The 24,497-nt window shown below is 40.0% G+C and carries 22 protein-coding genes and 1 pseudogene; 9 read left to right on the top strand and 14 right to left on the bottom strand.

Features of this window, described 5'->3' with window-relative positions:
- Positions 1-6: 6 nt before the first annotated feature.
- The gene (locus HJP15_RS20960) at positions 7-951 is read left to right on the top strand and encodes an alpha/beta fold hydrolase (protein ID WP_170174564.1); all 945 of its coding nucleotides are present in this window, start codon (positions 7-9) and stop codon (positions 949-951) included.
- Here HJP15_RS20960 and HJP15_RS20955 read toward each other — a convergent pair.
- Positions 927-1,838 (bottom strand): cation diffusion facilitator family transporter, encoded by a 912-nt coding sequence (locus tag HJP15_RS20955; RefSeq protein ID WP_170174563.1) that lies wholly within the window; start codon positions 1,836-1,838, stop codon positions 927-929. The genes HJP15_RS20960 and HJP15_RS20955 overlap by 25 nt on opposite strands.
- A 107-nt stretch (positions 1,839-1,945) precedes the next feature.
- Between HJP15_RS20955 and trmL the strand changes: the two genes are divergently transcribed.
- Both trmL and HJP15_RS20945 read left to right on the top strand, forming a co-directional pair.
- Entirely contained in the window at positions 1,946-2,410 is a 465-nt protein-coding gene (trmL, locus tag HJP15_RS20950) for a tRNA (uridine(34)/cytosine(34)/5-carboxymethylaminomethyluridine(34)-2'-O)-methyltransferase TrmL (protein ID WP_054203074.1), read from the top strand.
- Positions 2,411-2,636: 226 nt separating this feature from the next.
- Positions 2,637-6,416: a GGDEF domain-containing phosphodiesterase gene (locus HJP15_RS20945; protein ID WP_170174562.1), complete on the top strand. Its 3,780-nt coding sequence runs from the start codon at positions 2,637-2,639 to the stop codon at positions 6,414-6,416.
- 52 nt (positions 6,417-6,468) lie between these two features.
- Here the strand turns inward: HJP15_RS20945 and gpsA are convergent, their stop codons facing one another.
- The 4 genes from gpsA to HJP15_RS20925 are packed head-to-tail and all read right to left on the bottom strand — an operon-like array spanning position 6,469 to position 8,727.
- Positions 6,469-7,476 carry an NAD(P)H-dependent glycerol-3-phosphate dehydrogenase gene (gene gpsA, locus HJP15_RS20940; protein WP_064436064.1) on the bottom strand — a complete coding sequence of 336 codons (1,008 nt, stop codon included), beginning with the start codon at positions 7,474-7,476 and terminating at the stop codon, positions 6,469-6,471.
- Positions 7,477-7,479: 3 nt separating this feature from the next.
- Positions 7,480-7,968, bottom strand: coding sequence for a protein-export chaperone SecB (gene secB, locus HJP15_RS20935; RefSeq protein ID WP_054203071.1), 489 nt, complete (start codon positions 7,966-7,968; stop codon positions 7,480-7,482).
- 38 nt (positions 7,969-8,006) lie between these two features.
- Positions 8,007-8,264, bottom strand: coding sequence for a glutaredoxin 3 (grxC, locus tag HJP15_RS20930; protein ID WP_054203070.1), 258 nt, complete (start codon positions 8,262-8,264; stop codon positions 8,007-8,009).
- Between the two features lie 31 nt (positions 8,265-8,295).
- Complete coding sequence (locus tag HJP15_RS20925) at positions 8,296-8,727, bottom strand: rhodanese-like domain-containing protein (RefSeq protein ID WP_054203069.1); 432 nt, start codon at positions 8,725-8,727, stop codon at positions 8,296-8,298.
- Positions 8,728-8,927: 200 nt separating this feature from the next.
- Here HJP15_RS20925 and gpmM point away from each other — a divergent pair, with 200 nt between their 5' ends.
- The 5 genes from gpmM (at position 8,928) to HJP15_RS20900 (ending at position 15,150) form a co-directional block, all read left to right on the top strand.
- A complete protein-coding gene (gpmM, locus tag HJP15_RS20920) occupies positions 8,928-10,472 on the top strand; it encodes a 2,3-bisphosphoglycerate-independent phosphoglycerate mutase (protein WP_170174561.1) in 1,545 nt (514 codons plus the stop codon).
- 3 nt (positions 10,473-10,475) lie between these two features.
- Positions 10,476-11,630, top strand: a complete 1,155-nt coding sequence (locus HJP15_RS20915) for a murein hydrolase activator EnvC family protein (protein WP_170174560.1) — start codon at positions 10,476-10,478, stop codon at positions 11,628-11,630.
- Positions 11,631-11,666: 36 nt separating this feature from the next.
- Positions 11,667-12,926 carry a S41 family peptidase gene (locus HJP15_RS20910; protein ID WP_054454608.1) on the top strand — a complete coding sequence of 420 codons (1,260 nt, stop codon included), beginning with the start codon at positions 11,667-11,669 and terminating at the stop codon, positions 12,924-12,926.
- Between the two features lie 40 nt (positions 12,927-12,966).
- On the top strand, positions 12,967-13,731 hold the full coding sequence (locus tag HJP15_RS20905) for a divergent polysaccharide deacetylase family protein (protein WP_170174559.1): 765 nt from the start codon (positions 12,967-12,969) through the stop codon (positions 13,729-13,731).
- Between the two features lie 393 nt (positions 13,732-14,124).
- Positions 14,125-15,150 carry an RES family NAD+ phosphorylase gene (locus HJP15_RS20900; RefSeq protein WP_170174558.1) on the top strand — a complete coding sequence of 342 codons (1,026 nt, stop codon included), beginning with the start codon at positions 14,125-14,127 and terminating at the stop codon, positions 15,148-15,150.
- Positions 15,151-15,232: 82 nt separating this feature from the next.
- On the opposite strand, the pseudogene HJP15_RS22085 reads toward HJP15_RS20900, so the two are convergent.
- A pseudogene (locus HJP15_RS22085) lies at positions 15,233-15,509 on the bottom strand (hypothetical protein); the annotation flags it as partial.
- 407 nt (positions 15,510-15,916) lie between these two features.
- Here HJP15_RS22085 and HJP15_RS20895 point away from each other — a divergent pair.
- Positions 15,917-16,318, top strand: a complete 402-nt coding sequence (locus HJP15_RS20895) for a hypothetical protein (RefSeq protein ID WP_170174557.1) — start codon at positions 15,917-15,919, stop codon at positions 16,316-16,318.
- 255 nt (positions 16,319-16,573) lie between these two features.
- On the opposite strand, the gene HJP15_RS20890 is transcribed toward HJP15_RS20895, so the two are convergent.
- From HJP15_RS20890 to ftsY, 8 genes are all read right to left on the bottom strand, one after another.
- Positions 16,574-16,765, bottom strand: coding sequence for a hypothetical protein (locus HJP15_RS20890; protein ID WP_170174556.1), 192 nt, complete (start codon positions 16,763-16,765; stop codon positions 16,574-16,576).
- 179 nt (positions 16,766-16,944) lie between these two features.
- Entirely contained in the window at positions 16,945-18,309 is a 1,365-nt protein-coding gene (locus HJP15_RS20885; protein WP_349304645.1) for a serine hydrolase domain-containing protein, read from the bottom strand.
- Between the two features lie 319 nt (positions 18,310-18,628).
- Positions 18,629-19,045, bottom strand: coding sequence for a hypothetical protein (locus HJP15_RS20880; protein ID WP_064435822.1), 417 nt, complete (start codon positions 19,043-19,045; stop codon positions 18,629-18,631).
- Positions 19,038-19,319 (bottom strand): hypothetical protein, encoded by a 282-nt coding sequence (locus HJP15_RS20875; protein ID WP_054203061.1) that lies wholly within the window; start codon positions 19,317-19,319, stop codon positions 19,038-19,040. The genes HJP15_RS20880 and HJP15_RS20875 overlap by 8 nt, the downstream gene beginning before the upstream one ends.
- A gap of 216 nt (positions 19,320-19,535) precedes the next feature.
- On the bottom strand, positions 19,536-20,399 hold the full coding sequence (rpoH, locus tag HJP15_RS20870; RefSeq protein WP_054203060.1) for an RNA polymerase sigma factor RpoH: 864 nt from the start codon (positions 20,397-20,399) through the stop codon (positions 19,536-19,538).
- Between the two features lie 224 nt (positions 20,400-20,623).
- Positions 20,624-21,610, bottom strand: a complete 987-nt coding sequence (ftsX, locus tag HJP15_RS20865) for a permease-like cell division protein FtsX (protein ID WP_054203059.1) — start codon at positions 21,608-21,610, stop codon at positions 20,624-20,626.
- Positions 21,607-22,284, bottom strand: coding sequence for a cell division ATP-binding protein FtsE (gene ftsE, locus HJP15_RS20860; RefSeq protein WP_054203058.1), 678 nt, complete (start codon positions 22,282-22,284; stop codon positions 21,607-21,609). The genes ftsX and ftsE overlap by 4 nt, the downstream gene beginning before the upstream one ends.
- A 66-nt stretch (positions 22,285-22,350) precedes the next feature.
- Positions 22,351-24,096 carry a signal recognition particle-docking protein FtsY gene (gene ftsY, locus HJP15_RS20855; protein WP_502707005.1) on the bottom strand — a complete coding sequence of 582 codons (1,746 nt, stop codon included), beginning with the start codon at positions 24,094-24,096 and terminating at the stop codon, positions 22,351-22,353.
- Positions 24,097-24,497: the final 401 nt, after the last annotated feature.

The following is a 24,497-nucleotide window of genomic DNA, read 5'->3' as shown; positions in this document are numbered from 1 at the left end:
AGCCCTATGTTTTATAGCACAGAGTCAGAACTATTAGCACAACAGTGCACTATCAAACGCTTTTTTGCACAGCAATTCACTACACAGTATTTAAGCACACCACATGGTAATTTATACTATGGTTTTGCCATACCCAAACACGCTAAAACAGCCATTGTTATTAGCACAGGAAGAATTGAAGGACTTGATAAATACCAAGAGTTAATATGGGAGCTTTATAATAATGGGTATGCCGTTTTTATTATTGATCATCAAGGCCAAGGGCGCTCATATCGCACATTAGCAAACCCACATAAAGGATACGTTAATAAATTTAATGACTATGCGGATGATTTAGCCTTATTTGATAAAACTGTCATCGCACAACATTGGCAAGGTAAAAAAATATTACTGGGTCACTCTATGGGTGGCGCAATAGCTTATAATTTTTTAGCTCGGCATAAACATAACTATCAAGGTGTATTTTTGTCGGCCCCAATGTTTGATATTTACACTAAAGGTACACCTAGACCAATTGCAAAATTAGCCGCATCTATTGCCTGCTTATTAGGGTGTCAACAATATTACGCACTTGGCCAAAAAGATTATCACCCTGATGAGTTTTCACTTAACACACTCACTAGCAGCCCATTACGTTATCAATTTTTTAGACAAACTTATGAAAGTGAAAAAAGCTTACAGCTTGGTGGCGTTACTTATGGGTGGCTCAATGCTGTTTTTAAATTTATTGACCAATTAGCACAGCAAAATGTCACTATTCCACTGTTTGTTGCCAGTGCTCAGTGCGATGTTATCGTCGACAACCAAGCACAACAACAATTAGTAAAACGCCTACCAAACGCAAAAATACACACTTTTCCAAGCGCAAAACACGAATTACTATTTGAACAAGATCACATTCGTCAAGCCGTACTCACCCGCTTTTATCAATTTTGTAACTCATTAACTTGAGCCGCCTTATAGCACACAGAAATAGGGTCTTGGTGAATCAAAATATCCATTTCACAATTAAACTCTTGTTGAATCATCGCGACAACTTCATCTGCAACATGGTGCGCACGAATAAGCGGTAATGTATCTTCAAGCTCTAAATGCATTTGAATAAATTTAATTTTACCACCTTGGCGAGTGCGTACATCATGTACTCCAAAAACATCTTCGTGGCTATTTGCAATTAAAACGATCTCGGCTTTTTCTTCATCAGGAAGCTCTTTATCCATTAAATGGTCGGCACTTTGCCTTGCAATATCCCAACTGTTATAAAGTAAGTAACCCGCAACCCCTATCGCAAAGATCGGATCAGCATATAGCATACCGTTTTGCGCAAGTAATATTGCCACCAGCACAGCAGCATTTAAAATCAAATCGCCTTTGTAATGAACTGAATCAGCTTTAATAGCAATAGACTCGGTATGCTTAATAACTTTAGTTTGCACATAAACCACGACCAAAGTGCATGCAATAGCGAATATGCTTACCCAAATACCCAGCATAGAGTGGTTGAGCTCCACAGGGTTAAATAGTCTTTCAATGCCATGAAATGCCAGCAAACACCCTGAGCCCGCAATAAATGCAGCTTGCCCTAGTCCCGCCAACGCTTCAGCCTTACCATGACCAAAACGATGGTCATCGTCAGCAGGGCGTAGCGCATAACCAAGCACTAAAAAGCTCATAGCAGAAGCGGTTATATCCATTAATGAATCAGTTAATGATCCAAGCATTGAAGCAGAGCCAGATGCCAACCAGGCCCAGCATTTAGCTGCAATCATTAAGCTCACCATTACCATGGTTACTATACTTGCGGTTTTAACCCAAAACTCATAACTACGCTGATGCACGTCTTACCTTCGTATTAAACGACTTAGTTATAATCAGTATATCATTTTTTTTATTTAGTTCGTGTATACTCAGCGCCGATCAATACTGTTTTTAATAAGGCACACACATGCTCGATATCGTTTTATACCAACCAGAAATCCCACCTAACACAGGAAATATTATTCGCCTTTGTGCAAACACTGGCTTTGCACTGCATTTAATTGAACCGCTTGGATTTGAATGGGATGATAAACGCGTAAAACGAGCGGGCCTTGATTATCATGAATTTAGCCACGTACAACGCCACGCATCATTTGAAGCATACTTAGAAAAGTGCAAACCTAAAAAAGTATATGCGTGTACAACCAAAGGCAGTCAATTTCACCACCAAGCTAGTTACGAAGCAGGTGATTGTTTAGTGTTTGGCCCTGAAACACGCGGCCTACCAGACGAACTAATTCAATCATTACCAAATGAACAACGTGTACGCATTCCAATGCAAGCGAACAGTCGCAGCATGAACTTATCTAATGCCGTAGCTGTTTTCGTATATGAATCATGGCGTCAATTAGGATTTCCTAACGCGCAATAAATTTATATTTAGCGCCATAAATTACTGGCGCGCTCCCTCCGTCACAATTTAAGCTACCCATAAAAAATATTTCACGCCCACAAACTCGCAATAAAACTTTTCCTAAACTAATATTTATTAGTTATTCAAATTAAGAGTTGGTGGGATGCAATTGCACTATTTATTAAAGGTATGCTGCTTTATAAGCTTATTTATTTCCCCGCCTGCTATTTCTTATGTTACCGATTTGGATTCTAATCAACTTGCCATACCAACTATTAATGATTTTACTCATGACATGAACAATACAATGTGGCTTGCCACAGAAAATGGTGTATTCAATTATGACGGTCATTCACTTTTCAGTAATCAAACAGCGCCTTTTTCTAACCTGCCATCGCAGTCTATTTTGCAAATATCGGCTTATAAATCGTGGTTATTAATTAATACCACACAGGGCTTAAGTTTAATCAACTTGATAAACAATCAATTGGTTCAACTCACTAATACGCCTATTACACATCCAATATTAAATTCAGAACAGGGTTTTTTATTCCTGTTAAAAGGCCAGCTTTACACAATCAAAGAAGAAAAATTACATCAATTACTCTCACTACAAAACCCTATTTCGAACATTGCGTTAGGGTATAAAAATCACATATGGATCCACAGTCAAAATAACCGTATTAGTCACTTTGATTTAGCAACAAATCGAACCACTACTGAATTCACTGCACCGCAGAAAATAAACCAACTAGCACCGAGTACAGCGTCACCAAAACTAATTTATAAAACAGAGCAAGGAAATCTATATTTAATCGATAACAACGGCTCCACACAAAAACTGCCAAATGCTCACAAAAACCCTCAGCAACTGCAATTATTAAATGGGCAACTTTATTACCTGCACAAGCAGCAAGCTTTTGTCTTTAACTTAAAAACAAACAAAGCTAAACCTCTGTTTTACAATTCATCCAATCGATTCATAGCAACAAAACAAAGCAATGATCAGTTATGGTTGCAATTACTTAATAAAAATTGGCTAACCCCACCTCAGTTACGCCTAGTTAGTACACCTATAACCAATAGCCCAGTCCCACGTATTCAGCAATACTATAAAACATTTACACAAATACACTCTTTTTCACTCAATAAAACAATAACTAAAATACATTATTTACGTGACGAAAAGTGGGCAATAGCAACAAACCAAGAGCTCTATCTATACGATGCTTCATTACAGACATTTGATTTAATTTTAAATAATGAAGTGTCGGCCTTAAACTTTACCTTACCAGCGAGTTTACTGGTGGCAACAAAAGGCCAACTACTTGAGTATAACCTTGCACAAAAGCGTACCATTGAACGCTACCCAGTTAACGAAATCATTGCCTTAACTTCACTTTCGAAAACTCATCACATAGCAGCCACTAATCAACACTTATTTTATGTAGCAAATGGACAAATAACCTCATTAACCTTATTAACTAAGCCAGAAGGTCAAATTAATAACCTGCACTACCAAGCAAGTTCTTCAACATTTTTACTGGCTACAACACACGGTTTATGGAAAGGAGAATTACAGCTACAAAATGAAAACATACTTAAAGATATTACTCTTAACTTAAATAAGATAAGCGCAATTCCAACATTCGCAACTTATGAAGCCCCTAAAAATGCTTTATGGATCAGCGACACTCAAGGCATAAAGCTCTATCACCCTGTAGATAACCAAGAGAATGAAATTGCCAATAACAACATCAGCGCCAACATAGTTGGCATTGCGAGTAATGATCACATTGCCAACTCACCCTTAACTATCAGTTACCGAGACAAAATAATTTTATACAGCAACACAAACAGTGTTTTACTTGAAGCGCAATCAAATAAAACGCCGCCACTGACTGATTCATTATCTATCAGTAAACTTACATTGCACTACCAACACACAAACCAAAGCTTTTATCATTTAGCGACAAATGCTGTACAGGCGGATCAACCACTCAAAGGGACTACAATTTGGTTTGGTAACTTAAACAATATGCCCGCAAAGCTCAGTTATAGATTAACCTCTGATGGTGAATGGCAAACGCTGCCTATTTCACAAAATATGCTGAGCCTATCCAACCTATTACACGATACCTATTTAGAAGTAAAAAACCTCAATAAAGAAAATAGTCCCCCGCTCGTTTTACACATTAAGCAAACAGCCTTTTTAATACCTAACTGGTTCACTTATGCAGCTATTATATTTGGTATCAGCTTAATCTTAATATTGTTTTTTATTATTCTTAAGCTAAAAAATAGCGCTAAGCATAACCTTTCAAATGCGCTGATGGCGCAATCAAAAGATGCTATTTGGATTGCCGATGAACATTTGCAAATCACTCAAATTAATCCAGCGTTTACTCATATTTGTGGCTATAAACCTGAAGATGTAATAGGCAAAAAACCTAAATTACTCACCATAAATGGCCGCGATCATAAGTTAGAAAACCTTATTAATAATGAGCTAGAAGCTGATGGCTATTGGTCTGGTGAAATTTGGAATTTACGAAAAGATGGTCAACCGTATGCGCTCGATCTCTCTATTACCAAAGTGCAAACTCCAAACTTGCGAACTAGCCATGCACATTACATTGGTCTATTTTCCGATGTTACGGCGCGTAAGAACAATGAACGAGCAATGTTACGCTTAACCATTAGAGACACTGTAACAGGCCTTTCAAATAGAGTTATTTTTATTGAATCCGTTAACAAAGCAATCGCCAGTTGCAATAATAATTTTCCAAATTTATTGATCATCTTTATCGATTTAGACAATTTTAAAAAAATTAACGACTCATTAGGTCACTCTCTTGGCGATGAGTTATTAAAAGAAGTCGCAGGTCGATTAACCCAAATGCTTGATTCCGGCTTTACATTAGCGCGATTAGGTGGTGATGAATTTGCCGTACTGGTCCCCCCTTACTTATATTCAGGCATGACCATTTTCTTTGCAAAAAAATTGGCCGACAATATCCTCAAACAATTTCAAGCACCTTTTTTACTCAATGGTATAGAAAGCTCAATATCAGCCTGCTGCGGCATTGCCACTTATCCTGACAATGGCTACACCAGTGACGCATTAATGCGCAGTGCCAATAGCGCGCTTAACCACGCAAAAAAAATGGGACACAATAATTACCAATTTTTTGATAAATCAAAACACACCATCGACCCAAATACACTCAGTAAAGAAAGTGCGCTATTTAGAGCAATTGAAAATGATGATTTTCAATTATTTTACCAACCTAAATATGATGTAAATAAAGATCAAATTCACGGTTTTGAAGCGCTTGTTCGCTGGCCCCAAGAAGGGAGTAATATTATTAGTCCTGCAGAGTTTATTCCTATTGCAGAACAAAATGGTGCCATCATTCCACTTACTTTATTACTAATGAAACAGTTGTTTAAACAACTCGAGATTTGGCGTAGTCAAGACGTTAACTTTGGAAAGGTTGCCATTAATATTTCAGCCCTGCATTTTCAACAATCCAGCTTAGTTGAAACCCTCACCGAATGCCTAACCAATTATGATGTACCGGCACGATGTGTAGAGCTTGAAATAACCGAAAGTGCGATGATGGATAATCCTGAATTCGCACAACAACAAATGAACCGTTTGAAAGCACTGGGCTTTACAATTGCATTAGACGACTTTGGTACAGGGCACTCATCCCTTGGTTACTTAAAACGCTTTCCGATTGATACACTAAAAATAGATCGCTCATTTATTAAAGACATCGTCGACAATGAACAAGATCGTAATATCACGGCCACAATTATTCGTCTGGCTAAATACTTAAATATTGATGTTATCGCTGAGGGCGTTGAAACAAAAGCACAAGCCTATATGCTGCATGTAATGGGATGTAGTTATATGCAAGGCTACTATTACAGTCGGCCATTACATGTAGATAAGGTAGCGGAGTTCGTAAACAAAAGTAACGCCCCAAAAGACACAGACTTTACTGATGAGTTATAAACGAAGATAAAAAACGCGATAATATCGCGCTTTTTATCTTATCTATCAGTCATTACTCAGATTTTTGCTCTCGACCCAATAAGGCCATTGCAGCTTCTTTCACGTCTTTATTTTGATAAAGAACCTGATAAATTTGCTCAGTGATAGGCATTTCAATACCTGTTCGCTGGGCGAGTAAATAAACCTCTTTGGTGTTGCGATAGCCTTCAACAACTTGGCCAATTGATTCCATGGCCGAGTCGACCGTTTCACCTTTTCCAAGCGCAATACCAAATCGACGATTACGAGACTGGTTATCTGTACAAGTTAGTATAAGGTCACCAAGACCAGCCATTCCCATAAAGGTCTCAGGCTTTGCACCCAGCGCGCAACCTAAGCGACATAGCTCGGCTAAACCGCGAGTGATCAAAGCAGTACGTGCATTTGCACCAAAGCCAAAACCATCCGACATACCCGCACCAATTGCAATCACGTTTTTAACCGCGCCACCGAGCTGAATTCCAATAAAGTCATCATTGTTATACACCCTAAACGAGCGGCCACAATGCAATAAGTCAGCAAGTTGTTTAGCAAAGCTTGGAGACGTTGATGAAACAGATACAGCAGTAACCAAACCCATTGCCATTTCTTTTGCAAAGGTAGGACCCGATATAACCGCTAACGGTATTTCATCACCTAACTCTTGCTGAGCAACTTCTTGTAATAATCGCCCAGTATCAGGCTCAAGCCCTTTGGTCGCCCACGCAACTTCAGCACCATCAAGCAACGAAGGTTTTATTTGCTGCAGCGTATCGCCAAATGCATGGCTCGGCACAACAACTAGTACAATTTTGCTAGCAGTAACGGCTGTGTGTAAATCGGCTTCGAGTAATAGGGTGTCCGGAAATGCGACATCAGGAAGGTAACGTTGATTTTTCCGCTCAGCTGCAAGCGTGGCAACGTCGTCGCTATTGCGTCCCCAAAGAGTCACTTGGTGACCATTTCGGGCTAAGCAAATAGCAAGGGCGGTGCCATAAGACCCCGCCCCTAATACAGTAACAGCTGAATTGGCTGTACTCATAAATTATGCGTCTGCAGTTGCCTGATCAGCTTGTGCTGCACGTTGCTGCATGTATTGCGCGAACAACGCGTCAAAGTTTACAGGTGCAAGATTAAGCTGTGGGAACGTACCACGGTTTACTAGGTTAGATACCGCTTCACGTGCATATGGGAACAACACGTTAGGGCAGAATGCACCAAGCATGTGCGCAAGTTGCACTTCTTCAACTTCAGCAATGGTAAAGATACCCGCTTGTTGAATTTCACATAAAAACGCAGTTTCTTCACCGATAGAAGCCGTTACAGTTAGCGCTAATACAACTTCAAAAACACCTTCGTCTAATTTGTTTGAACGTGTATCAAGATCAAGTTTAACTTCCGGTGTCCACTCTTTTTGAAAGATAGCAGGCGAATTTGGCGTTTCAAAAGACACATCTTTTGTGTAAATACGTTGAATAGTAAATTGTGCGCCAGTTTCTTCTTGTGCTGCTACGTTTTGGTTTTCTTCGTTCATGATAAATCCTAACTTTTAATCGTTTTTATAATAAGTGCTTAAGCGTTTAACTTAGCGTCAAGTTTGCCTTGGGCTTCTATAGCCATCATGTCGTCACAACCGCCGATATGCTCATCATTAATAAAAATTTGCGGTACTGTGCTTGCGCCACCAGCTTTGGCAATCATTTCATCGCGTAATTGCGGTTGTACACCAATATCTATATTTGTAAATTGCACACCTTTGCTTGTTAGCAATGCCAATGCACGCTGGCAAAAAGGACAATACGCTTTGGTGTAAAGAACAACATTACTCATAACAATTCCTCTATCGGCCTAACTAAATAAATTAGCGACCCGTTGTCGTTGGAAGGCCCGCATTTTGCCACGCACCCATACCACCAGATAATACATAAACCGATTCAAAACCCGCTTTATGCATAGCGGTTGCGATACCTGAGGCTGTCATGCCTGTGGTACATACCAATATAATGGGTTTACTCTTAGACTTTTCAAGGCTTGAGAAGTCAGATTGTTTCGCTTTTTCAGGGCTTAAGTGTTCAGCACCTGCAATCCGGCCATTATTAAATTCTTTTTGAGCGCGAATATCGACAACAAGACCGTCTTCACGGTTAATTAATAACGTTAATTGCTGTGGATTTATTTGGCGAATTGCTGAAAATTTACTTTTAAACCAGCCGCCCACAATCAGCGCAACCAAACCTACCCACGCAGCACTTAATATTGGGTGATTACTAACAAACTCTATATATTGATCCATGCGTCTTCCACTATGAAAATTGTCCCGCGCCTTTAGCGCTGGGGTTAAACGTAAGGGCACTGCCCTAGCCACGCAAGTATACGTGCTTGATTAAAAATTACCAGAGAGTGAAATATTTTAATATCACCCATTGATTGCTGATCATAAATACAAAACACGGTATGCTAAGGCTAGGCAGGAGCTAATTTTCAGGAGCAAAAATGACACAACATAAAAAACCTTTGGTATTAATGATTTTAGATGGTTGGGGATACCGTGAAGATGAACAAAGTAATGCAATCTTAGCGGCAAATACGCCCGTTTTAGACGAACTTTGGGCAACTCGCCCGCACACTCTAATTTCAGGTTCTGGTTTAGATGTTGGTCTTCCTGATGGTCAAATGGGCAACTCAGAAGTTGGCCATGTAAACCTTGGCGCAGGGCGCGTGGTTTATCAAGACTTCACCCGTATTACAAAATCGATAGATGATGGTGAATTTGAACACAACCCAACGCTAGTTGAGAATATCGACAAAGCGGTAAATGCAGGTAAAGCAGTGCACTTAATGGGTTTATTAAGCCCAGGTGGTGTTCATAGTCATGAAGACCACATTGTTGCCGCAATCAAGATGGCCGCTGCACGTGGTGCTAAAGAAGTATACTTTCATGCGTTTTTAGATGGCCGAGACACCCCACCGCGCAGCGCAAAAACATCGATTGAGCGTATAGAGGCTCTATTTAGTGAATTAAACTGTGGGCGCTTAGCATCAGTTATCGGTCGTTATTACGCGATGGACCGCGATAATCGCTGGAACCGCGTAGAGCAAGCCTACGACCTAATGGTAAGTGGTATTGCACAATACAGCTACGAAAACGCTATTGATGCATTAGCCGCAGCTTACGAACGTGATGAAAACGATGAGTTTGTTGCTGCAACGACCATTGCACCACAAAACCAAAACGCCGTACAAATTAATGATGGCGACACCGTTATATTCTTAAACTTTAGAGCCGATCGCGCCCGTGAAATGACCCGCGCATTTGTCGATAAAGATTTTGCCGGGTTTACCAAGAAAAAAGCACCACATTTAAGTGCCTTTGTGATGTTAACCGAATACGCAGCTGACATCGACGCACCAGCAGCATTCGCGCCCGTGCCTTTAACAAATGTACTGGGTGAATGGTTTGAAAAACACGGTAAAACCCAACTGCGTATCTCTGAAACAGAAAAATACGCACACGTTACGTTTTTCTTTAGTGGCGGACGTGAAAATGAATTTGAAGGCGAAACACGCGAGCTGATCCCGTCACCGCAAGTTGCAACTTACGACCTACAACCTGAAATGAACTCAGAAATGCTCACCGATAAGCTAGTAGACGCAATTAAAAGCGGCAAATACGACGCAATTATTTGTAACTATCCAAACGGTGATATGGTCGGTCATTCAGGTGTATTTGAAGCTGCTGTTAAAGCCTGTGAAGCGGTTGATCACTGTATTGGCCGTGTTGTTGCAGCGCTCAACGAGTTTGGCGGAGAAGCACTTATTACAGCCGATCATGGTAATGCAGAGCAAATGGCTAACCTTGAAACTGGCCAAGCTCATACCGCACACACCAGCGAACCGGTGCCGTTTATTTATGTAGGTCGCGATGCCACGCCAAGTGAAGGTAAAGCATTAAGTGATGTAGCACCAACCATGTTGCACTTAATGGGCATGGAACAGCCAGTTGAAATGACTGGCACACCAATCATGACACTGAAATAAACCATGATAAAAAGTATTAGCCCGTTAACGTTTAGTGCACTCGCTTTTACTGCGTTAATATTCACTTCATTAGTGGTGGCTCCTGCCACTGCTAATGAAGATCGTACTAAAAAAGATTTATCTGAAATTCAAACGGCAATCAAACAAACCGAAGCGCAACTACAAGCGCAGCGCAGCGACATTGCAAAACTACAAAAAAACCTACAACAGCACGAACTCGATATAGCTAAAAGCGCCAAAGCACTCAACATTGCCGAACAATCCATTAGTGAAACCAAAAAACAACAAAAACAGCAACAGCAGCAAGCTAATACCTTAGAAAAAAAGCGTAAATTACAGCAACAAGCTCTCGCCGCACAAATTAAAAGCGCCTATATGTCTGGCGGTCATGACTATTCTAAAATGCTTTTAAATCAAGAAAACACCGCACAAATGGAGCGAACATTAAGTTATTACAATTACTTAAATAAAGCCCGCATTAAACAAATCGATGAGTTAAAAGAACTCCTCATTAAAATTGAAAAAGTACAAACCGAGCTTGAAAAAACAACCCAGCACTTAGTTACCTTACACAAAGAGCAAGCAAGCCGACAACAAGCGCTTATTACCGCGCAACAACAACGTAAAAAAAATATTCGTGATTTAAAAAATAAACTTAGCTCCACTAAAAGTTCGATCAATTATTTAAAAGAAAACGAAAAAACGCTACTCAGTACCCTACAAACACTCGAACAAGAAAAAACTCAAAAAGTAGAGCTGCTTGGCTTAAGCACTAGCAAAGGTAAATTAAATTGGCCAACAAAGGGCAAGCTTAAGCATAGTTTTGGGCAAAAGAAACATGGCGGTATTGACTGGAAAGGCGTACTTATTGGCGCTAACGAAGGCAACAATGTACACAGTGTACATAACGGCCAAGTAGTATTTGCTGATTGGTTGAAAGGTTATGGCTGGGTTATTGTAATCGACCACGGCGAAGGCTTTATGAGTTTATATGGCCATACCCAAACCTTATTAAAAGACGTAGGCGATATGGTTCGCCAAGGCGATACCATTGCATTAGTAGGACAAAGCGGCGGACAAGCCAGTTCTGGTCTATACTTTGAAATACGCCACAAAGGACGCGCAGTAAATCCTGTAAAATGGTGCAGACGCATTTAATTGATTAAACAGCTGCACCCTCTCTGGAGGCAGCTGATGCTTAATACAAAAATACACTCTATCTCACAACAGTTACAACATTATGCTATTAACTGTTCAATAAGTTACTTTTTACTTATCTGTATACTGTGCATCAGCTTTAGTAGTGCTGCCGTCACCTCTGTTAATGATTTAAAAAGCCAGCAAAAAAACGAAATCCTTTTTAATATTCACGCATACTACGTTGAAGATCTCGCTTTGCAGCAAAGCTTTGAAACAACGCAACCGTTTGAAGCCCTGTTAGCCAAATTAGATCCTTACTCAAAGTACCTTGACGAAAAAGAACTCGAAGCCCTTTTTAGCAGTACCAATGGTCGTTACACAGGGCTCGGTATTGAAGTAAAAGAGCAAGAAAAGCAAATAATCATTTTAAATGCCATAAAAAACTCCCCTGCGGCCATTGCTGGCGTTCAAAAAAACGATATTGTTCTGGCTGTTAATCAGCAGTCAGTCGTGAATAAAGATATTAATCAAGTCACTAGCATGATTAGAAATAGCGACACCGCCACAGTAATATTAACCATTAAACGCAACGATGCTATACAACCCATTGACTTTGCACTCACTCGTACAGAGATCAGTTTAGAGAGCGTCACCAGCTCACTGTCTGAATTTGGCATCGGTTACTTAGCAATTAATAACTTTAGCAACAACACTTTACATGAGGTAGCACGTCAAATTACCAAACTACAAAGTAATTACGGCAACTCACTTACAGGCTTAGTACTTGATTTACGCGATAACCCAGGCGGGACATTACAAAGTGCAGTAGCCGTTTCAGATCTATTTTTGCAAAGTGGCACAATAGTCACTACGCGTGGTCGATTTTACGATGCTAACCAAAGCTTTAGCGCAAAAAAAGGTGATATCTTAAATGGCGCACCAATCGTTGTGCTGATTAATGAAAACTCCGCGTCAGCGGCAGAGATTTTGGCCGCCGCATTAAAAGATAATCATAGAGCGACCCTGATCGGGAGCCAATCATTCGGCAAAGGCTCAGTGCAGTCATTAATCCCGCTGGGTAACGGCAATACCGCCCTCAAATTAACAACGGCAAAGTACTTCACCCCTTCAGGACAATCTATTGACGGGATAGGTATCACTCCCGATTGGGCGATAAATCAAACAGCACTTTCACAAATAGATAAAGTCGTTATAATAAAAAACGAACAAGGAAACGGCAATCGCATGTGGCCTGATCTCAGCCCAGGCGATCCTTTACTATTAAAAGCGCAGCAGCTACTCACGATGAAATAAGTGTTTTAGCTCACATAAAAAGATAATAAAAATTATAAACGTGAAAAAACTGACTTGGTTATTACTGGTTATTTGTACCTTACCCTCGCTTGCCTTAGGTAAGCAAATAGCCATAGTGATTGATGATATTGGTAATCATCAGCGCGACTTAAATACCCTAAATTTACCCGGTAAAATATCGTACTCGATTTTGCCTCATACCCCTTATTCACAAATTTTTGCTCGCCTAGCAAGCAAAGCAAATAAAGAATTATTACTGCACATTCCAATGCAAGCGCTCGATACTAGTAAAGCACTCGGCCCAGGTGCACTCACCAGCGATATGAGCAAAGAACAACTGCAATATACTTTAGGGAATGCACTTGCCAGCTTACCGCAAGTGAAAGGGGTTAATAACCATATGGGCTCCGCACTTACGCAAGAGAGCTTACCCATGAAGTGGACCATGGAAGTGCTTAAAAAACGTAACCTCTATTTTTTAGACAGCCGCACCACCGGCTTAAGCCAAGCGCAAAACGTGGCTAATTTATATGGCGTAGAAAATGTTGGCCGCCATGTATTTTTAGACAACATCCTCAACGAACAGCAGTTACAATTTCGCTTTAACGAACTTAAGTATAAGGCAGATCGTTATAACTTCGCCATTGCCATCGCCCACCCTCACCCTGAAACCATAGAATTTTTACAGCGCATGCTACCCGAGCTTGAACAACAAGGCTTTGAACTGGTGCCGCTATCACAACTAGTAGAGCGTAAGTATATACAGCTCGCACAGGCAGAAAATAAAGGAGTGAGTGCGAGGTAAGCTTTAAAGTTACAAGGGAAAAGGAGCGAGGTTCTAGGTTCTAGGAGAACAGAATAGTCCGTCGTTAAATTAACTACCGTAGGTTGTGGTTGGGAGCAACGAAACCCAACGTTTAGTGTGAGAGCTGATAGACGGCTTAGAGCGATAACCGGACACTGAAAAAGTTAAACTTATTCCTGTTTTGATGAGTTGTCTCCTAATTTTTCCCGATAACATTATTAACCACCGCTTGGGGCAAAATAACATGCTTAATTCCTAGCTGTTTTAATTGTCTGTTTACAAAGGTAATTATTGGTGAAATTATCAGGGTATGTAATACACGCCGCTTTGGTGTGTTATAAACCACCAAAATGGTGTTCAATAAGCGTTATGTACCTAGAGAAACTATCGAGTATGTCAGTAACAATTAATGAAGGTGAACTCATTGAAGAGCATGGAGATATATTTGAAGAGCTATTCGATGCTGACATTGAGTCTTGGTTCTCTGCGGATATAGCTTGTTGTGAAAATTGTTATGACGACTTTATAAAGGCTTGGCCACTAGCGTTAAATGCGAACGATGGTGAGTTTCAATGCCAATCAATTGATTTAAGATCATTTTATAGTGGTTCAAGGCGTATAAGACAGTGTTATACAGAAGATGAATTTAATGTACTAATCAAACTGGTTAATTGCCCACGTTGTGATGAAGTCTTATCCGGAAACTTCTGGCCATATGAGTTACCTTTTAAATATGAAGTAGATCAGTTAGGTTTTGAAGAGTCGATAAATGAAATAGTTGAGTTGTCGGAAACAACCCCTTTTTTACTTCTATCAAACCACTTTGCAAATGATACTTTTGAATTATTAAAAAAAGTAGCTCACTCAACGAATTCACTTTTCATTGAACATTCATTGTTTCGAGCGAGAGTGGCAAATCAAATCGAAGAGTTGAATTTCGAGCAGTTTGCTTTTCCACCTAAAAAATTCATCCAAGAAGGTCGGTATAATCATGCAGGCCAACAAGTGTTATACACAGCAAGCGACCTAGAAACATGCTTCAGAGAAATTAGAGAAGTTCTTTGCTACATAGCTGAGTTTAAATTAAAAAAAGAAATTAAAATTTTAGATTTAAGTTTTCCTGATGAATCACATTCTGATTTTGAATCCGAATTGTCTGCTTTAGTTTTTTCATCATTAATGAGTCGAGAGCTGGATACAGAGGGTTATCACAAACCATGTTATGTTTTCTCAAGGTTCATTGCCGATTGTGCAAAATTAGCTGGTTTCGACGCTATAAAATATCCATCAACAAGAATTGTTGGTAATAATTTCAATTTAGTTATTATAAGTAATCTAATTATAAAAGAATCCATAGAGTTTCTTAATGTAAGTTTAAAGGACTCAAATAAAATATATTCACTTGAAATTGATACATAATCGGGTAGCCGGAGGTCTCTAACCTCCAGCCCCCACACCACCCATCATGCGCTTTTTATTAGCAGGAAGTGCGATGGGCGACTCATCTCCCGTAATGAATATTGATCCAAACATCTCTCAATGACACTAAACCTTGTGACGCTAGGTAATCATTGCCTAATACAATGTTAATTCCTTTTGTTTTTGAGCTTCTAAAAGGGCCTTCGCTTCCAAGCGCCTACTTTTGGTACTGGTGATACCACAGGCTATGGCCAGTCGTTCGTTAACACCCAATTTCATTAAACTGCGCACTTTAGTGCGTGCTATTCCTTTTATAAAGAGCGCCATTGCCGCCAGTAGCACATTCTTATCCTACGGCGAGTAATCGGATCAGATCTTGTCTTCAGACATCAAAATCACTAACTCGCGCTAACGGGCACAAAGCAATCTAATTTTTACCTCTATTATTTATATATTTTATGCTTTATTAATCACTTAGTCTCTTTGTGAATAATTCACCTAATTTTTTCACCAAGGTTATTTCTTAAAAAATGTACCAACCGAAGCGCGAGATAAACTCCCGCCTACAACATAACACGCGTCTTAGCTTCTGTTACCAAGCTCTTAGCATTAAAACAACACCAAGTCCTCTTTTTATATTTTACGTAAAATCAAAGTAACCGATTGAACCAAAATAGGAACCCAGCTATGGTTGAACCATCAATATAAAATAGCTTAAAAACGAGTTATCGTACAAGCTCGTTAGGCTTTTAGAGGGTTACTAGTTATGGATCACACTAAGTTGTTAGCTCTGGGATCAATCATTGCTGTATTTCACATTTTGGTCAACGCCCATATATCGAAAGAAATTCATCAATGGGTACCTTCATTGCAAAAGCGTTTATTCTTGTTTCTTTGTGTTTGGTTTATACCTGTTATTGGAATTGCTGTTACGTACAAAACTCTTAATTTGGATTGGTTCAAAAAGAAAAATAAAAGCACTGTTTCAGGTCAGAGATCCGTCAGCGGAGCTTTCTTAGAAGTAGATGCTATTTTCAACCCAGGAAAAAAACACGTGGTAGAAGCGCAACAAAAAGAAGTCATCGAAAAGAAAGAAGACGGTGAAATGTTTAATAACAAACCCGATATAAGTGAATTAAAATCAACTAAGAAAACAGCCGTCCTATGACTTGTTTTATTAATAGGAAGTGCAATGGGCAGCCCATCTTCCGTAATAAATATCTCTCAATGACGCTAAACCTTGTGAAGCTAAATAGTCATTACGCACTGTAAGCTGTAAGTTTCAAGCGAACTCGTGACGTGTTTAGCTTTGTGTGCCAACAAAGAGCTAGGGCGTGTTGACCTTTCGTGATTGATTTTGCAGCAGACTGTTTGGTATTTAGGCAAGGCAGAGCCTATGTCGTGTGGTTGCTCCCCATAAATATTAGAGTTCCTCCACAAGCCAGTGCACAACACTGTTCAAAAATTGTTCATTGTGTTGCGCACCTGCTGATGTTAATCCATACTTTTTACCTGTTGTGCTGTCTACCTGTGATGAGAACATCATACCTTCAGAAAATACGACTATTCGGCCCTTCCCTAGCTCCAAAACAGCCCCTTGGCTCCACCCATCCATAGAAACTCTTGGTGTATTCGAATTAACCTGAAATGGTACTTCAGGTTCCGTTGAGATTACACCTGCAGCTAAATTTAAAAAGGAAATTGCACCTTTTGGAGGCTTAAATGCCTATTCATATTTTAAATTCAACAAGAAAATAAAATTACTTATAAAAATTAAAGGTTAAAATAAAGTATTTATAGCTTTATTAAAGGGGATTGTTCACCATGATATAATGACACTGGCACTATTTCGTTTGTGCCATTATTATCTCTAAGCTGAAAATAGTTTTCAGTGCATTCGTAAGAGTAGGCATTATTCTCTCGTGGAATAATCTTTCGTTTTTCTTCTCCCTCATAATGAGAATAAAGAACATTATTTTCATATGATATAGTCAACATTTTCATGTCAGCTGATTGATAGCGTCCAATTAAAGATCTAGCTGTACGGGCTGCTTTTTCCCCTTTTACAGGCTGAGGCGATAAATTCAATTGCAAAGCGATCATATCTAATAAAGCTGGACCAGGGTGCTTACTATCAATATTGGCAAATGCTGTAGCTGTTAAATCTACAGTTGGAAAATAAACATGCCATGTAAAAAAACCAGGCACCATTCCTTGATGACTAAAGCTATTTAATCCACTTATGGGATATACATCTACACCATACCCGTAGTTTATTCTGTCTTTATTTATCAATGCTGCTTGGGTCGTCATTAATTGGAAGTTGTGCGCTGAAATAACTTGCCCCGATTTTAATGCGTTTTGCCATAAGCTCATATCTGCAAGCGTAGAGGCAATTGCTCCAGCTGAAGCAATCCAACTACGGTCTACATTCCATTTTCTCTGTATGGATTGCTCAGGTGATAGGTATTGATCGGGTTTATTTGGTTCGCTTGTATAACCCTTGACCTCACCTGTCGTTGTTCCTTTAGTAATAACAAACGTGTTATTCATTTTTAGTGGTGTAAAAAAGGTTTGAGATAAAAACTGCTCATAAGAAACACCCGAAGAGGCTTCAATCACTTTACCTAAAAGCACATAGCCCAAATTTGAATAGCTATATTTCATTCCCGGTTTCGAAAGCACTGATTGCTTGCTGATACTCTTTATAACTTGATCTAATGGTGCATATTGATCATAAAGTGCAGTAACGTGAGGGTCACCTAAGTAATCGGGTAGGCCTGATGTATGACTTAAAATTCGTTCAATACTTAAATATTTATATTCTGGATTAATATCGGGAATATACTTTACCAATGAATCCTGTAGTGACAATTTCTTTTGCTCAGAAAGCTTTAAAATAGCCGCTGCGGTGAATGTTTTTGTCACTGAGCCGATTTGAAATACGTCATCTACATGAAGCTCTCTCAATGTAGTCATATTTGCCAAACCAATAGCACCACTATAAGCAAGTGAACCCGATTGCTCTAGTCTAATCGCCATACCCGGCGCGTCAGCTGAATTATGACACGCGAGTACAGCCTCGAACTTTGACTCTTGTGCTTGTGCACTTAAGGTATATATGGCCAAAAAGAAACCTAGGATAATATGCTTTTTCACAAGCTTTGCCCTCTCATTATTAGCCTGTAAATTGTTAAATACAGACTTGATTACAGATGTAATCAAAAGTATTACACTTGTAATCAATTTGGGCAAGTGTTTGTTTTTTATAACGCGCCTGTTGTAAAAAATAATGAGATTGCGTTTTACTTTTTGCTTATCACATTTTAAATATTCATTTATGACGCGTTCAGAACAGTCGACAACTCAACGATCAGATATCATGCTTGGAGATTTTTCATTGGGTTTCGCTTCACGCTAAATAACCAACCTGCATTAGTTATTTAGCGTGAAGCGTTAGCGCGAATATAGAGGGGCGTTATTTTTTGGCGTTATGGTTCGCTTGAGATTGGTAGTATTTTATAACACTTTCACCATCAGCTTCTGATAGCGCATTTAACGGGATCTTTCTGGTGAGTTGCTTATCCTCATCGTTAATTTTTAGCAGCAAGTTTTTACCGTCCACTTCAGCGCTTTCTACACTGGCATCTAAAATAAGCCAACGAGGGCGAATAATTGCCAATTTTATTTCTGAGTATTTTGGGTAAATTCTTACCACCTCGATACTACTATTTACGAAATAAAAAATAATCAGCATGAAACCTAGGCCAATTATATTAGGGATCAGCACAAAACCTGCAATAACGATAAGAATACCGATGATTAATTGTGGTGTTAATTTTTCAGTGGCTACTTTAATTATTGTGGTTGGTTTTTCGATTACCATATCAGTCATTATTTAACTTCCTTATAAATTCAAGTTTCATTTTTTTATCCATTGCCTCTCTGATAGACAAAATGCCTAAAGCGCCAATGGGTAAAAAAACGGCAAACCCTGCCATTGCGATATAACCAAAAATATTTTTTTGCGTGTACTGGTAAATTAACCCAAATAAACATAATACCGATGCAGGTATGGTGACATAGTTAATAACGTAATAGGTGGGATCAAGCTGGATAAACAAAATTATCACAGCAATAATTACAAGTGAAAAATGGTAGAGTCGCACATTAATTCCTTTTAACAGTGGCTGACAATCAGAATATATAAGTTAGGCTGTTTTTTCAACTAAAGGAACATATGTTCCCAAATCTTCTAAATATGCCCTGCTTTACTGACTGAATGGCTGGCAGTAATAACACCGCTAAAGAATTGATGCTTACTCTTAAAACCAAAAAGCCCCGCATTTTCATGCGGGGCTTTTAATATTCTTACTAAGCTGTGATTAACTCATTGCAGCTTGCAGCTTTTTCATCGCTGTTTTTTCAAGCTGACGAACACGCTCTGCAGATACGCTGTACTTTTGCGCAAGCTCTTGCAGTGTTGCTTTGTCGTCTGATAGCCAACGTGCGCTAACAATGTCTTGTGAACGCTCATCAAGCGTTTTTAAAGCACTGAACAAACGTGTGTGCGATTGCTCTTGCCATTGCTGCTGTTCAACCTCGTCAGCTAAATCGTTGCTGCCGTCTGTTAAGTACTGCACTGGTGAGTATGTGCTTGTTGGCGCGTCATCACTGTCGTCACCGGTTAAATCAAAGCCCATGTCTTGGCCGCTCATGCGCGATTCCATTTCACGAACTTCTTTTTCACTTACACCTAGCTCGCTCGCGACGGTTGCTACTTCAGCTTGGTTAAACCAACCTAAACGCTTTTTGTTCTTACGAAGGTTAAAGAACAATTTACGCTGTGCTTTTGTTGTCGCAACTTTTACGATGCGCCAATTTTTAAGTACAAATTCGTGTATTTCAGCTTTAATCCAATGCACTGCAAATGAAACCAAACGTACACCCACGGTAGGGTCAAAACGTTTTACTGCTTTCATTAGGCCTATGTTGCCTTCTTGGATTAAATCGGCTTGTGGTAAACCATAACCTGAATAACCTTTAGCAATGTGTGCAACAAAGCGAAGATGAGACATGATGAGTTGCTTTGCAGCACTAAGATCGCCATCTTCCTGGAGACGAGTCGCCAACTCTTTTTCTTGCTCAGCACCTAGCATTGGTATTGTACTTACCGCTTGAAGGTAACCATCAATACTTGCGCTTTGCTGTCCAACTGTGAGTGCCATTGCGTATATATCTTTACTCATTTTTCACCTCAGTGATAAACATTTGAAACTATCTTAGCACTCTTTAACTTAGAGTGCTAACTTCAATGTAAAACTTTTTTTCGATTGAAGCAAGTGGTTTTTTTGATGTTTTTTATTGTACTTTAAACGCCTGAATAAGCGATGAATTCTAGCTTTGCGGTACGTTGGTAGCATTAGCAGTATTACCTACCACCAACGTAACTAGTGATTATAAACAACAATTGTTACACTTTATCGGGCTCTATTTCTTTAATGTAGCGATTAACTGATAAATATGAGCCAACAAAGCCTAAACTAGTTGCAAGCATTACCAGTGCAGCAAATTCGCCAACACTTAGCCCAACTAAATTAAAACTTGTTTGGTAAACGCCTGCGACCTGCGTAACCGCGGCCCCAAGCCACCACATCATTAAAGCTACGCATATAAAGGCAAACAAACCACCTATAATGCCATACCAAATACCTGTCCATAGGAAAGGTGCGTGGATAAACGTATTTGTTGCACCCACGAGCTTCATTACTTGGATCTCTTCTTTCTTATCCATAATAGATAATCGAATAGTATTGCCAATAATCAAGGTTACTGAGGTAAGTAAAAGCAGTGTAATGGTGAGCACACTTTCCTTTAATAAGCTAAGTAATGCATTTAAGCGCTCTAACCATGCGATATCTAGCTTACCAAAATCCACTTCTCGTTCAGCTTCTAGTTTTTTTAATAGTGCTTGTGCTGCGTTTGGTTGGCGATGTTTTGATGTTGGTGTAACTATTACAACATCTGGCAATGGGTTCGAATCTAAATATTCAAGTGCTTGGCCAAACCCTGATACCTCTTTAAATTCAGTTAATGCGTGTTGCTTTGAAATAAAAGTGACCGTATCTATTTCTGAATACAAGGCTAAACGTTTTACTAAGGTCTGCGTTTCCTGCTCACTCATGGATTCTTTTACAAATAATGAGATCTCTGCAGCTTCTTCAAATCCACTGCTAACTTGCTGGACGTTTTTAACAACCAAATAAAGAGTTGCTGGTAGGGTTAAGCTTAAACCCAATACGGCAATTGTCATCATTGAAGCCATTGGCGTGCGCCACATTTCACCTAAGCTATGAATTCCTTGGCGAAAAATATTTAAAACAAAAAAGTAACTATTCGAAAAAATAGATTTTTTCACTCGTTCATTTTGGCTTTTTCGGCCTTTAAATAACAAACTCATAATGATGCCTCAGCCAATGGGTCTTGACTCATTCGGCCATCTTTTAACGTTAAGCTGCGATATTTCATTCTCGAGATGAGACCAAGATCATGAGTGGCAATTAAGACAGTAGTCCCATGGTTATTAAACTCTTCAAACAAACGTAAAATATCCATTGAAAGTTCAGGATCTAAATTACCGGTTGGCTCATCAGCAAGTAACAATGGAGGTGAATTGACAATGGCGCGTGCAATGCCGACTCGCTGTTGTTCGCCACCAGAAAGCGTTGATGGGTGGCACTTTACTTTATCAAGCAAGCCAACTTTATCAAGTGCACCATGAACTCGTTTTTCAATTTGCTTATGGTGTGTGCCTTCTATTATTAAGGGTAAAGCAACATTATCAAAAATTGTATGACGCTCTAATAGACGATGATTTTGAAAGATAATCCCGATATCTCGGCGTACATAAGGGATTTGTCTTGGTTTCACTGTATTTAAATCAACACCATTTATAAATACGTGACCCGCTGATGGACGTTCCATTAAACTAATTAGTTTAAGTAAGGTACTTTTACCTGCACCACTATGACCAGTTAAAAAAGCCAGTTCTCCGGGCTTAATATGAAAGCTCACTTTTTCCAGTGCACGATGGCCGCCGGGATATGTTTTACTCACTTGCTGAAAATTTATCATTTTAATTATCAATCATCTGCAGCTGAAAAGGGAGCTTGCTCCCTTTTATTAATACCAATGGGTATATTAAGCGTTGTCCTCATCTTGGCTAAATAGCGCATCAATGAAGTCATTGCTATTAAATGCACGTAAATCTTCAATGCCTTCGCCAACACCAATATAACGGATCGGAATATTAAACTTATCAGCTACGGCGAAGATAACCCCACCTTTAGCCGTACCATCTAACTTAGATAAAGTTATCCCTGTAAGACCAACACACTGATTAAATAAGTTTACTTGGCTAATTGCATTTTGCCCTGTGCCCGCATCAATTGTTAGCATGACTTCATGTGGCGCATCTGGGTCAATCTTTTTCATCACACGCGCAATCTTTTCAAGCTCTTGCATTAGATTATCTTTATTTTGCAAGCGTCCTGCTGTATCGGCAATTAACACATCAACATTACGCGCTTTTGCTGCTTGAAATGCATCAAATACCACTGAGGCACTATCGGCACCGGTGTGCTGTGCTATTACTGGGATTTTATTACGCTCACCCCATACTTGTAGTTGCTCAACGGCTGCTGCACGGAACGTATCCCCTGCCGCTAACATGACTGATTTGCCTTCATCTTGAAACTGCTTAGCTAATTTACCAATGGTGGTTGTTTTACCAACACCATTTACGCCCACCATTAAAATAACAAATGGTTTTTTATCTGCAGGTATAACTAAAGGTTGCTCTGCGGTTTTAAGCATAGCAGCCATTTCTTGCTTCATTAATTCATACAGTGCATCGCCATCTTTTAACTGTTTACGGTTAGCCGCATCAGTAAGGCTGTCGATCAGTTTCATGGTGGTATCAACACCCAAATCCGCTGTTAATAACTGCGTTTCAAGATCTTCAAACAGCTCATCATCAATCTTTTTACCTGTAAAAATTGACGCAAAACCTGAGCCTATATTTACACGCGTTTTTAATAAACCTTTTTTAAGACGAGCAAAGAAACCTTCTTTTTTCGGCTTTTCTGCTGCTTTAGCTTCTTCTGCTGCAATACGTTCTTGCTCTAAATGCTCAGCTTCAGCCTGCTCTGCTGCAATACGTTGTTGCTCTAAACGCTCAGCTTCGGCCTGCTCTGCTGAAATTCGCTGTTGCTCTACACGCTCAGCTTCAGCATGTTCTGCTGCAATACGTTGTTGTTCTAAACGCTCAGCTTCAGCATGTTCTGCTGCAATACGTTGTTGTTCTAAACGCTCAGCTTCAGCCTGCTCTGCTGCAATACGTTCTTGCTCTAAACGCTCAGCCTCGAGACGCTCTGCTGCAATACGTTCTTGCTCTAAACGCTCAGCTTCGGCCTGCTCTGCTGAAATACGTTCTTGCTCTAAACGCTCAGCCTTAAGACGTTCTGCTGCAATACGTTGTTGTTCTACATGCTCAGCTTCTGCCTTTTCCGCTGCAATACGCTCCGCTTCACGTTGCGCTTGCTCGGTAGCCTGTTGTTCTTGTTGTAACAACATAGCTTCTTGTTGTTCAGCTAAACGAGCGGCTTCGTCGCGACGTTGCTGCTCTGCTTTTTCAGCTGCGGCTAATTCAGCATCTGCAATCGCTAAACGCTCAGCATCGCGAGCTTCTGCTGCGATACGCTCTTGTTCTACATGCTCAGCTTCTGCCTTTTCCGCTGCAATACGCTCCGCTTCACGTTGCGCTTGCTCGGTAGCCTGTTGTTCTTGTTGTAACAACATAGCTTCTTGTTGTTCAGCTAAACGAGCGGCTGCGTCGCGACGTTGCTGCTCTGCTTTTTCAGCTGCGGCTAATTCAGCATCTGCAATCGCTAAACGCTCAGCATCGCGAGCTTCTGCTGCAATACGCTCTTGCTCTACACGTTCAGCCTCGAGACGCTCTGCTGCAATACGTTCTTGATCTACACGTTCAGCCTCAAGACGCTCTGCTGCAATACGTTCTTGATCTACACGTTCAGCCTCAAGACGCTCTGCTTCAATACGTTCTTGCTCTACACGTTCGGCTTCTGCCTGCTGCTCTGCTGCAATACGCTCTTGTTCTACACGCTCAGCCTCTAGGCGCTCTGCTGTAATACGTTCTTGCTCTACACGTTCAGCCTCAAGACGCTCTGCTTCAATACGTTCTTGCTCTACACGTTCGGCTTCTGCCTGCTGCTCTGCTGCAATACGCTCTTGTTCTACACGCTCAGCCTCTAGGCGCTCTGCTGTAA

The sequence above is a fragment of the Pseudoalteromonas sp. NEC-BIFX-2020_002 genome, from assembly GCF_013002825.1.
GTDB lineage: Bacteria > Pseudomonadota > Gammaproteobacteria > Enterobacterales > Alteromonadaceae > Pseudoalteromonas > Pseudoalteromonas neustonica.
This window is presented reverse-complemented; position numbering and strand designations above follow the sequence as displayed.